Annotated in this window: 7 protein-coding genes; 1 reads left to right on the plus strand and 6 read right to left on the minus strand. The window is 63.1% G+C overall.

What is annotated here, in order from left to right:
• Positions 1-9: 9 nt before the first annotated feature.
• The 3 genes from AC1D10_RS26925 to AC1D10_RS26935 form a co-directional block, all read right to left on the minus strand.
• A complete protein-coding gene (locus AC1D10_RS26925) occupies positions 10-1,038 on the minus strand; it encodes an NAD(P)/FAD-dependent oxidoreductase (protein ID WP_477277260.1) in 1,029 nt (342 codons plus the stop codon).
• A 189-nt stretch (positions 1,039-1,227) separates the two neighbouring features.
• The gene (locus AC1D10_RS26930) at positions 1,228-1,548 is read right to left on the minus strand and encodes a 2Fe-2S iron-sulfur cluster-binding protein (protein WP_477277262.1); all 321 of its coding nucleotides are present in this window, start codon (positions 1,546-1,548) and stop codon (positions 1,228-1,230) included.
• 100 nt (positions 1,549-1,648) lie between these two features.
• The gene (locus tag AC1D10_RS26935) at positions 1,649-2,017 is read right to left on the minus strand and encodes an Hpt domain-containing protein (protein ID WP_477277264.1); all 369 of its coding nucleotides are present in this window, start codon (positions 2,015-2,017) and stop codon (positions 1,649-1,651) included.
• A gap of 270 nt (positions 2,018-2,287) precedes the next feature.
• Between AC1D10_RS26935 and AC1D10_RS26940 the strand changes: the two genes are divergently transcribed.
• Complete coding sequence (locus AC1D10_RS26940) at positions 2,288-8,752, plus strand: kinesin (RefSeq protein ID WP_477277266.1); 6,465 nt, start codon at positions 2,288-2,290, stop codon at positions 8,750-8,752.
• A 151-nt stretch (positions 8,753-8,903) separates the two neighbouring features.
• Here the strand turns inward: AC1D10_RS26940 and AC1D10_RS26945 are convergent, their stop codons facing one another.
• Genes AC1D10_RS26945 through AC1D10_RS26955 form a run of 3 tightly spaced genes read right to left on the minus strand, consistent with a single transcriptional unit; the run spans position 8,904 to position 11,789 of the window.
• Positions 8,904-9,542 (minus strand): ABC-type transport auxiliary lipoprotein family protein, encoded by a 639-nt coding sequence (locus AC1D10_RS26945; protein ID WP_477277268.1) that lies wholly within the window; start codon positions 9,540-9,542, stop codon positions 8,904-8,906.
• 37 nt (positions 9,543-9,579) lie between these two features.
• Positions 9,580-10,953, minus strand: coding sequence for an MlaD family protein (locus AC1D10_RS26950; protein WP_477277270.1), 1,374 nt, complete (start codon positions 10,951-10,953; stop codon positions 9,580-9,582).
• 14 nt (positions 10,954-10,967) lie between these two features.
• Positions 10,968-11,789: an ABC transporter ATP-binding protein gene (locus tag AC1D10_RS26955; protein ID WP_477277272.1), complete on the minus strand. Its 822-nt coding sequence runs from the start codon at positions 11,787-11,789 to the stop codon at positions 10,968-10,970.
• Position 11,790: the final 1 nt, after the last annotated feature.

Genomic DNA, 11,790 nt, shown 5'->3' on the forward strand with positions numbered 1-11,790 from the left:
TCCGGCGGCTCAGTCGACGACGCCAAGCTTCTTCTGCAGGCTGGTCGACGAGGTTGTGTACTGGAACACGATGCGCTCGCCGGGACTGATGATGCGCTTGGCGGCCTGCGCCATCAGCGCCACCTCGTGGAAGCCCGACAGGATCAGCTTCAGTTTGCCGGGATACCAGTTGATGTCGCCGACCGCGAAGATGCCGGGCACCGACGTCTGGAACTTCTCGGTATCGACCGGAATGAGGTTCTCGTGAAGATTGAGCCCCCACTCGGCGATCGGACCTAGCTTCATGGTCAGGCCGAAGAACGGCAGCATACGCGTGCAGGGCACCTCGACATCGCCGTCCGGGCCCTTGATGACAGCCGATGTGAGTTGGCCGTCGGCGCCGGTCAGTCCCGTCACTTGCCCGACCTGGAACTCCAGCTGCTTCATCTCCTGCATGGCATACATCTTGTTGACGCTGTCGGGCGCGGCGCGGAATTCGGGCCGCCTGTGCACCAGCGTCACGCTCTTCGCCACCGGCTGCAGGTTCAGCGTCCAATCCAACGCGGAGTCGCCGCCGCCGACAATGACAAGGTCGTGGCCGCGAAAATCCTCCATCCTGCGCACCGAATAGAAGACGCTCTTGCCTTCATAGGGTTCGATGCCCGGGATCGGCGGCCGCTTGGGCTGGAAAGAGCCGCCGCCGGCAGCAATCACCACAACCTTGGCCTCGAACACCTCATTCTCGTCGGTGGTGACGCGAAAGCTGCTGTCCTCCAGTTTTTCAAGACTGGAGACCATGCGGTTATGGATGAACTCAGGCTTGAACGGAGCGATCTGCTCGAGCAGCTTGTCGACCAGACCCTGCGCCGAAATCGCAGGCCAGCCGGGAATGTCGTAGATCGGCTTTTCCGGATAAAGCTCGGCGCATTGGCCGCCCGGCCGGTCGAGGATGTCGATCAGGTGGCACTTCATGTCGAACAGACCGAGTTCGAACACGGCAAACAGGCCGACCGGCCCTGCCCCGACAATGAGGACGTCTGTCTTGGTGATGTTGGTCATGCGATGCGCCTCGCTGCGCATGACCCCGAAAATCGGAATCGATTTTCGGAAAGGATCATGCGCCAAATAACAAGTGCTACAGCGTCCTTTGCACGTCCAAGAGGACGCGCGGCGCTGTAGCGGAAACCGCGTGACACTGCATGAGCAATCCCCCGCTGCCAAGCAGCAGCCGGCAAAAAAAGCGGAGTCTCAGCCCTGGCGGGCCGGCACCCGCACGACCAAACCGTCGAGTGCGTCGCGCACCTTGATCTGGCAGGAGAGCCGCGAGTTCGGCTGGACGTCATAGGCGAAGTCCAGCATGTCCTCTTCCATCGCTTCCGGCTCGCCGACCTGCGCCGTCCATGCCTCGTCGACATAGACATGGCAGGTCGCGCAGGCGCAGGCGCCGCCGCATTCCGCCTCGATCCCAGGGACGGCGTTGCGGATCGCGTTCTCCATGACCGTCGAGCCGTTTTCGGCGTCCATGTCGAATTGTGTGCCGTCATGGGTGATGAAAGTCAGCTTGGTCATTTGTCACCTGAAGGGAGTCTCGCCCGAGATAATCACTCCGGCAGACAAGTCAACTGCCGCGCGAAAGCGCCGCTCGGTGACGTTTTTCCACAAACCGGGTTCAGCGATTGATGGCGGCGATGAAATCACGCACTTCGTCGATCAGCGTGCCAAGCCGCCTGAGCGTCTGGTTGTCTTCCGGCTGGTGCTCGATCTCGGTGGCGCAATCGGCAATGGCAAAGGCGCCGACACCCCGTGCCGAACCCTTCAGCCCATGTGCCAGCATAAGCCGGTCCTTGATGTCGGCATCGACTATTTTGTCGCGCACCGACAGCGCCTGTTGTACAAAAAGCGCCAGTACCTCTTGCTCGAGGCTGCGATCGCCCATGGTCTGGCGGGCAAGATGTGCCAAATCGACCGGCCGTGACCGCCTGGGTCCGGATACGTCGCCCCCGGGCATTGAGAAGGCAATGCCGCTTTCGCCACGCATGAACTCGAACTCCGTTTTCTTCGATCGCCCAAAAACCTAGGCGATTCCAATGGACAACGGGTTAATGAATGGCCGGGAAAAATGTTGCGAAAGCGGCGCCCAAATCACGGTTCCGTTAACCTTATATTTAAAGTTTTACGTATCTCGCGGAATGCATGTTTTCTTTACCCCCCTGTGTCATTACGATACGAGGGGTCCATTTTCAGCCTCCTGCGCGGGGTACGACAAACAAAATTATAAGCCCGCGGCAGCTAGTACAGGGTAGAAGGCATGGCGAAGAAACCAACGACGACGAGAACTCTCGACAACGACGTGGCCAGGGAACTGGAAAAGGCGCTTGATTTCGACCTCAGCGGCGACACCGGCGACGGCGACCTCGACATCGCGGCCTCGATGGAAGACCTGGAAGCGCAGATATCCCAGGCCGCCGACGAACTGGCGCGCGAGGGACGCAACGAGAAGCCGGCACCCGCGGTCAATCAGAGCCAGGCCGAGAACCCAGCGCCAAAGGCCAAACCAGCCGAGTTGCGCCCCGTGGAAACACGCAACGGCGCCCAGCCGGCTGGTTTCGCGCCGGCCAACGACGATCGCCAGAAGGACTACAAGACGCTCCTGCACGGGCTCAACAGGCGTGCCTCGAACACCATTTACTGGGTCGTTGCCTTTGTCTCGCTCGCCTGGTTCGCCGGCGCAGGCGGTCTGGCCAACCTCCTTTTCGGACCGAGCATCTGGAGAATCCGCACCCTCGACCAATTTCTTGCCCGTCCCGAACTGATCGGCCTGGTCGTTGCGGCGATCGTGCCCGTCATCCTATTCTGGGCCTTCGCGGCAATGATCCGCCGCGCCCAGGAAATGCGCATTGCCGCCCAGTCGATGACCGAAGTGGCCTTCCGCCTGACCGAGCCGGAAAACCTTGCCCAGGATCGCGTCATGATGATCGGCCAGGCCGTTCGTCGCGAGGTGGCCGCCATGGGCGAAGGCATCGAGCGGACGCTTGCCCGCGCCGTCGAACTGGAAACGCTGGTCCACAGCGAGGTCAACCAGATCGAGCGCTCCTATTCGGAGAACGAATCTCGCATCCGTTCGCTGGTCGACGGGCTCGGCAGCGAGCGCGAAGCCGTCGTCAGCCACGCCGAGCGCGTCCGCGCCTCGATCACCGGCGCGCATGAGACGCTGAAGGATGAGATCGGCGCTGCCTCGGACATCATCCGCGACAGCATCCTCAATGCGTCGACCAAGCTGTCGATGACGATCACCAATTCCGGCGATACGCTCATTGACCGCATCAACGAAAGCTCGATGTCGATCTTCGATTCGGTGGAAGGCCGGCTCGATACGATCACCGACAAGCTATCGACCTCGGGCGAGGCCTTCGCGAGCCTTCTCGACACCCGCATCGCCAAACTGACGGACACCACGGACGGGCTGACACGGTCGTTGACCGATCTGCTCGACGATCGCACCAACGGCATGGTGTCTCTGCTTGGCGGTGCCGCGCGCACCCTCAATTCCGAATTCGAAGCAAGCCTGAACGGCATCGAGCGGACGCTGGCCGAACGCGGCCAGACGCTGATCAGCGAATTCCAGACCCGCGCCGAAGCGCTGGACACCGGAACGCAGAAGCTCAATGCGGCACTCGAGGCCCGCGCCCGCCAGATCAACGAGACGCTGGTCGAGCGCGCGCGCGAAATCGCCCACACCTTTGCCGAGAGCAAGGACGCGCTGTCGGCGATGATCGATCAGGGCAAGACCCAGATCGGCGCCGACATGGCCGACATCGTCACTTCGACCTCCTCCATGCTCGAAGCCCGCGCCAGCGACTTCGCCGGCCGCATGGAAGCCGCGCGTCATGTCGTCTCGCGTTCGTTCGATGGCGACATTCAGCGGCTCGCCGACGCCCGCGTCGGCATCGAGGAAGCCATCGAAAACCACAGCCGCAAGCTTACCGAAAGCCGCGAGCGCATGGCCGAGGCCATGCAGGCAGACCTGGCGAAGTTCGACGAAAGCCGCGCCGACATCGATGCGGCGGTGACCAACCAGGTCGAGAAACTGGCCGAAGGCCGCAGCCTGATCTCGCGCGCTCTCGAAGAGGATCTGCGCAAGGTCAATGAATCACGGGCAGCCATCGATGCGTCGCTCGGCAGCCATCTTGAAAGGCTGGAAGAAGGTCGCAACAGGCTCTCCAGTGCCTTGAACGAAGACTCCGGGAAATTGGTACAAGCTCGTACAATCATTGATGAAATGGTTGCCGGTCATGTCGGCAAGCTCGCCGAGGGCCGCAACATCCTGTCGCGCGCTTTGGAAGCCGATCTCGGCAAACTGTCCGATAGCCGCGCCAGCATCGACGGTCTCGTCGCCGGCCAGGTCGAGAAGATCGCCGAGGGCCGCGCGGTACTCGCCAAGGCGCTGGAAAACGATATCGCCGGCATCAATAGCCTCATCGAAGCCCATTCCGCCAAGCTGGCGGACGACCGCACGCAGCTTTCCCATTCGCTCGACAACGATCTGTCCAGCATACGCGGCCTGATCGACAGCCATTCAGGACGGTTGGCCGAGGATCGCAGCCTGCTGTCGCAAACCCTCGAAGCTGACCTTGCCAAATTGGCCGACAGCCGGTCCAGCATCGATGGGCTGGTAGCCGGACAGGTCGAGAAGCTCGCCGAGGGCCGCGACATTCTCAAGCGCGCGCTGGAATCCGATCTGAACACGATCAAGGGCGTCATCGCCAGCCAGTCGGAAAGGCTGGCCGAGGACCGCGGGCAGCTTTCGCGTGTCTTGGAAACCGACCTGCAGAATGTGAACAGCGTCATCGCCGACCACATGAACAAGCTTGTTCAGGATCGTTCGACCCTGTCGAAGGCGCTCGAAGACGACCTCGCCAAACTGGCCGAGAGCCGTTCCAGCATCGACGGGCTGGTCGCTGGCCAGGTCGAGAAGTTGTCGGAAGGCCGCGATATCCTGCGCCGTGCGCTGGAAGCCGACCTCAACGCGGTCAAGAACACCATTGCCGACCAGTCGCAGAAACTGGTCGAGGATCGGGCACAATTCGCCCGTGCGCTCGAAGCTGATCTCGAAAGCGTCAACGGGCTGGTCAACAGCCATTCCGAGCGGCTGGTACAGGACCGCTCGACGCTGTCGAAGGCGCTTGAGGCCGACCTCGAAAACGTCAACGGTCTGGTCAACACCCACGCGGAACGGCTTGTCGGGGAGCGCTCGACCCTCTCGAAGGCGCTCGAAGACGATCTTGCCAAGCTGGCTGAAAGCCGTTCCAGCATCGACGGGCTGGTTGCCGGTCAGGTCGAGAAGTTGTCGCAAGGCCGCGACATCCTGCGGCGCGCGCTGGAAGCAGACCTCAATGCGATCAAGAGCACCGTTGCCGACCAATCGCAGAAACTGGTCGATGACCGGGCACAACTCGCCCGGGCACTCGAGGCTGATCTCGAAAACGTCAGCGGCATGGTCAACAGCCACGCGGAAAGACTTGTCGGGGAGCGTTCGGCCCTGTCGAAGGCGCTCGAAGACGATATCGCCAAGCTGGCGGAAAGCCGTTCCAGCATCGACGGACTGGTCGCCGGTCAGGTGGAGAAGCTCGCCGAAGGGCGCGATATCCTCAAGCGCGCTTTGGAAGCCGACCTGCAGAAGCTCTCCGCAAGCCGCAGCGATATCGACGAGGTCATCGCCGGACATGTCGGCAAGCTATCGGAGGGCCGCAATATGCTGGCCCGCGCGCTGGAAGACGATCTCGGCAAGCTCGCCGAGACCCGCCAGGACGTCGACCGCTCGCTGTCGGGTCATATCGACCAGATCGCGGCAAGAAGCACTGATATCTCCGCGGCTATCGCCGCCGATGTCGAGAAGATCGAGCAGGCGTTCAGCCGCCAGACCGGGGTCATCGAGGAGCGTGCCGGCACCATGGAGCGTGCGCTCTCGACAGGCGTCGAAAACGTCCGCGCCGTGCTCGAGAAGAGTGCGGTGTTCGTTGCCGGCGCACTGCGCCAGAAGGTCCTGGAGGTCACCAGCACGCTGCATGAGCAGGCTGGTGCCGCGTTCAGTGACGCCGACCGCAAGATCGCCGAGCGCGCCGAGCAGACCTCCGCCGCCCTGCTGGCGAGAGCCGAAGACATTGCCCGCACCTTCGAGGAAGCCGATCGTCGCCTCCACGCCCGTGCGGAAGATACGTCGAACACCTTGCTTGCCCGCGCGGATGACACGTCCACCTCCCTGCTGGCCCGCGCCCATGAAACCGCTGACCAGCTGGCCGCTCGTGCAAGCGAGATCGCCGGCACCTTCGACGTGGCGGACCAGAAGATCGCCGCCCGCGCCAAGGAAACCGCCGATCAGCTTACCGCCCGGGCCCAGGACACCGCCAACCATATGGTCGCCCGTGCCAACGAGATTGCCGGCGCATTCGATGCGGCAGACCAGAAGCTGGTCGCCCGCGCTGTCGAAACGGCACAGTCGCTGGCCGCCCGCGCCGGCGACATCCTGCGCAACTTCGAAAGTGCCGACCAGCGGCTCGGCATGCGTATCGGCGAATCCGCCGAAGCACTTGCCGCACGCGCATCGGACCTTGGCCGCATCTTCGATGCCGCCGACCAGCAATTGGTCTCGCGCATCGCGGAAGGTTCCGAAGCACTGTCGAGCCGTGCCTCGGAAATCGGCCGCATCTTCGACGACGCCGATCAGCGTCTGGTGACGCGCATTGCCAGCAGCACATCGACGATCGGCGAGCATGCCGAGACCATCGTCGGCACCTTTGCCGATACCGAGCAGAGGGTCGCCGAACGCGCAAGGCAGACCGGCCAGGAAATGGCCGTGCATGCCCGCGAAATCGAACAGGCGCTTGCCGGCGCCGACGAGCGGTTCGCATCGAGCGCGGCGGCCGCGGCCGCGCGTGTCGAAGAGCAGGTCTCAGGCGTCGAGAATCGCCTCGCCTACACTGCCGCGGCGATGGGCCAGAAGATCAGCGAACAGGTGTCGAATGCCGAGGCGCAGCTCGTCTCGCGCGCCAATGTGATCGCGGAGACCTTCACCGCGGTTGGCCAGCATATCGGCCAGAGCACCAACGATGCCGCCAAGACGATCGGCGCCAACACCCGCGAACTCAACACCATGCTCGCGGCGCGTTCGGCCGAAATGTCCAAGATCCTCGACGAAACCGCGCGGCCGCTGGTCGAGCGCTTCGCCCAGGGCGGCTCGGAACTGCAAAAGAGCATGGAAGAGGTCACCGAACGTGCCACCGAGAAGCTGCGCAGCGAGAATGCCGCACTTGTCAACGCACTCGCCAGCCGCACCGCCGAGACCTTGTCGGCGGTCGAAGGCGCCCGCTCGTCGCTGTCCGACAGTGTCGCCGACCTCATTGGCCGCATGACCAACTCCAGCTCGCAGCTCGGTCAGTTGATCGAGCAGGCCGCGGTCAATCTCGGCCACGTCGACGAACGCCTGAGCGGCAGCACACAAAGCTTCGCCGCCACCACGGAGAAAGCCGCGCAGACCTTCGCCAGTTCGGCACGGCTGGTCGATTCGAACACGACAAGGCTGACGGAACTGTCGTCGTCCACCTTGCGCGAGGTTGCTTCGATCGCCACCAAGTTCGACGAACACAGCCGCCTGCTGGCCAGCGCCTCGGACCTGCTGAGCTCGGCCCAGAGCAACCTCGAGCACACGCTCGAAAGGCAGTCGTCGCTTGAGGATCTCGCCGTCGGCCTGGTCAAGAAGTCGGAAGATCTCGAAAGGGTCATGCGCTCGTTCGAAAACCTCGTCGGCCAGACGCTGCAGAACGCCGAGGGCAAGACGATGGAGTCGGCCGACAAGATCCGCAACGCCATCACCGATGTCGTCGATTCGGCAACCAAGCGCTTCGCCGATGCGACCGAGGAGATCCGGCGCACCGCGGGCTCGATCAAGAGCGAGCTCGACCTTACCCGCGCCGAGCTCAAGAAGGGCGTCATCGAGATGCCGGAAGAGGCAAAGGAATCGACCTCGGCGATCCGCCGCGCCGTTTCCGAGCAGATCAACGCCCTCAAAGAGCTTTCGGACATCGTTGCGAAGTCCGGTCGCGGTGGTGGCGATGCCTCCGAGCAACGCAATCTGCGCCCAGCGCCACAAGCGCCGGCCGCACGCCCTGCCGAGCCACCGCGCCGCGCACCGGCACCGCAGCCGGAGCTGCGCACACCTCAGGCGCCGTTGGGCGGCGCGGCACTGCGCGGCACGCTCGACCTGGAGCGTCCGGCCGAGACGGCACCGCGCCAGCGTCCCGATGCCGGCGCCCGCACACCTCAGGGAGGCTGGGTCCGCGATCTCCTGACCGGGGCATCGCGCGAGGAGGACGCCAGGCCGGCAGCGCCCGCGGATGCACCGCGCGCGGCTCCTGCCCAGCGCTCGCCGCTGCATGTCGTGGAATCGTTGAACTCGCTCTCCGTCGACATCGCGCGGGCCATCGACCACGACGCTTCGATCGAGCTGTGGAACCGTTATCGGCGCGGCGAGCGTGACGTCTTCACACGGCGGCTATACACGCTAAAGGGCCAGCAGACGTTCGATGAGATCCGTCGCAAGTATCAGGCGGAGGCCGAGTTCCGCACCGCCGTCGACCGCTACTGCGACGATTTCGAGAAGCTGCTCAAGGATGTCTCTCGCAACGACCGCGACAACATCATGGCCCAGACCTATCTCACGTCTGATACCGGCAAGGTCTACACCATGCTGGCCCACGCCAGCGGCCGCCTGCACTAAGGCGCGCCCCTGCAACAAACAAAAGGCGGGCAATTTCCCGCCTTTTTTCTTTCTGCCGATTTTGTGCCGTTGGCTCGTCTGCTGCGCCGCGCCCTTGCAGAACCGGTACCGGCGCTGTCAGAAGCGTTGCGTGATCAAGCCTTTACGCAGATCAGATCACCGAATCCGTCCAGCGCACGATCTGCTTGGCGGCATCGCCGAAAGCACTGTCGAGCGCGCTGACATACGCGGCATTGCCGCTCCCCGAAACCGGTGCGGATGCGGTGAAGCTCTTGGAGGCACGCACCTCGCCATTGCGGTCATTGAGGATACGCACGAACAGGTCGACCTCGGCATGTTCGCCGCCATCGACGCGCACTTCGAACGAACGGATCTCGACGATCACCTGATAATCGATCGCCAGTCCCTCGCCCGGCTTGCCGACGCCGGCAAAGCTGCCCGAACGCTGGAACGTCTCGGCCAGCCGCGCCTGCACGATCAACGGCAGCCGATCGGCCCATTGCGCGCCCTTGAGATACTGGATCGAGCGATCCGATGGCTTGATGACGATGTTCTGACTGTCCAGCGCCTTGAGTGCCGACGGCTGGGCAATCAGGATCTGACGGCGGCTGTGGCCCTGCGCGTCAACCGAAGGCGCCGACAACTCGAAGGTGTCGAGCGGAGCAGGCCCGCCACCCGGCAGGGCCGCACAGCTGGCGAGGGCCAAGGCAAGCAATGCCACACCCGATTTAACGACGATCGACTTCACGCGCGATCCCTGTTGTCCCCGGATCGTAAATACAACCCGCACCTGCAACGACTGTTTCTGGGGCGCACGGAGACCGAAGTCAACGCCGTGCCCTGCCATCAAACTGCCGAACCTCGCCGTCGCCACCCGAAAGGATGCGCTGCGGATTGCGGCTGAGGTCCGTTACGGCCTCCTCGATGCGGCTGATCGAACGGCGGCTGTCCTGCACCAGCGCCTCGACATTCGAAAGCCCCTGGCCCGAGAAGCGCGCCAGATTGTCGGTAATGACGCCGAGGCGCGCGTTCAGCGTGTCTGCAACCTGCTTGAACGACTTCAGTGTATCCCTGGCGTCGGCCATCACACCATCGGCTTGGCCCGAGCCAAGCAAGGTGTCGACCTTGGCTAGGATGCCGTCGACGCGCACCGAGGCGTCGTTGAGCCGTTGCGTGAGCTGGCGGGCGTCCTTGATCGTCTGGTCTATGTCGTCAGCCCGGTCGGCGAACTTGTCGGTCACTTTGGCGATGTCGGCGGCAGCCTTGTCGGCGTTTTCGCTGGCCTTCTGGATGTTGGCCAGTGCGGCGCGTACCTGCGCCGGATCGATGCCGTCGAGCACGCCGTCGACCTTGGCCAGGGTGCCTTGCGTCTGCTTGGCGAAATCGTTGACGGACCCGACCGCGGTGTCGACATTCTTGATCACGCCGTCGAGCTGCGTGGACGTTTCCTTGAGATTCGCGGTCACCGTATCGACATTGGCGACGATGCTCTTGATCTTGTCCTTGTCGACAGCGTTGAGCAGGCCTTCCGCTGCTTTCAGCGTGCCGTCGAGCTTGCCGGAAACGCCTTTCAGCTCGTCGGAGAGCGCGCTGACGCTGGACAGGAACTTGTCGATGCCGTCGGCATTCTTAGCCAGCGCATCGGAGAAGGTCTGCGCATTCTGCACGGTCTGCGTCAGCGGCCCGCGAACGTCCTTGGTGAAGCCTTCAAGCTCCGTGAGCACCTTGTCGGCGCGGGTGAAGATGTTCTGCGCCGTCTGCAGCAAGTTGGTCACGGCAGAGGGGTTGGCGACGATCTCGGCGACCTTGCCTTCCTTCTCGGCCTGGTCGAGAAGTTTTACTTCCTTGGGGTCGGCGCCCTTGAGTTCGATATTGGCCTGTCCGGTGAGGCCGGCGAGACCGATATCGGCCTGCGTCGACTTGGTGATCGGCGTCATGCGATCGATCTCGGTGTCGGCGATGGCGACGGTTGGATTGTCGACGTCGATATAGACGCGCCTGACATCACCGACCTTGACGCCGTTGAACAGAACGAAACTGCCGCGGCCGAGCCCGGAAGCCGAGCCCGGAATGCGCACGCGCAGCAACGTGGTCTCGCCCTTGTCGCCAATCGCCGCGGTCCAGTAGACGAAGGCGAAGGCCGCCAGGATCGCGGCCAGCGTGAAAATGCCGACAATGACGTAGTTGGCTCTGGTTTCCATTGTCCCACTTATGGCTATGCGCGCGCCGCAAGATCAAGTTGCCGGGCGCGTTTTCCGCGGAAATAGGATTTTACCCACGGCTCCTCACTCTTCAGCATGTCGTCGATGGTGCCTTCGACCAGCACTTTTTTGTTGCCGAGCACGGCCACGCGGTCGCAAGCGGTGAAAAGCGTGTCGAGATCGTGCGTCACCATATAGACGGTCAAATCCATCGTATCGCGCAGCTTGACGACCAGTTCGTCGAACTCCGCCGCGCTGATCGGATCGAGACCGGATGTCGGCTCGTCAAGGAAGACGATGTCAGGGTCGAGCGCCAGCGCCCGTGCCAGCGCCGCCCGCTTGATCATGCCCCCAGAAAGTTCGGACGGGAATTTCTGCGCCGCATCCGGCGGCAGCCCGACCAGTTCGACCTTGAGCATCGCCAGCTCGTCCATCAGCTTTCGCGGCAGATCGAGATATTCGCGCATCGGCACCTGGACGTTTTCCAGCACCGTCAGCGCCGAAAACAAGGCGCCGTGCTGGAACAGCACGCCAAGCCGCATGTCGATGCGCAGGCGCTCCACATCGCTCGCCTTCTCGACATCGACGCCGAACAGCTTGATCGTGCCAGACTGCTTGCGCGTCAGACTGAGAATGGTTCGCAACAGAACGGATTTGCCGGCACCCGAGGCACCGACGAAGCCGAGGATCTCGCCGCGCCGGATATCGAGCGACAGCTTGTCGAGGATGAGCTTGTCGGCGAAGGACACGGTGATGTCGTGCGCGGAAAGCACGATATCGCCCTCGCCTGTATCCTCCGCCACCGCAATCGCCTTTGTCCTGCCCCGCAGCTTCATT

It is taken from the genome of Mesorhizobium sp. P2_A8, assembly GCF_056404935.1.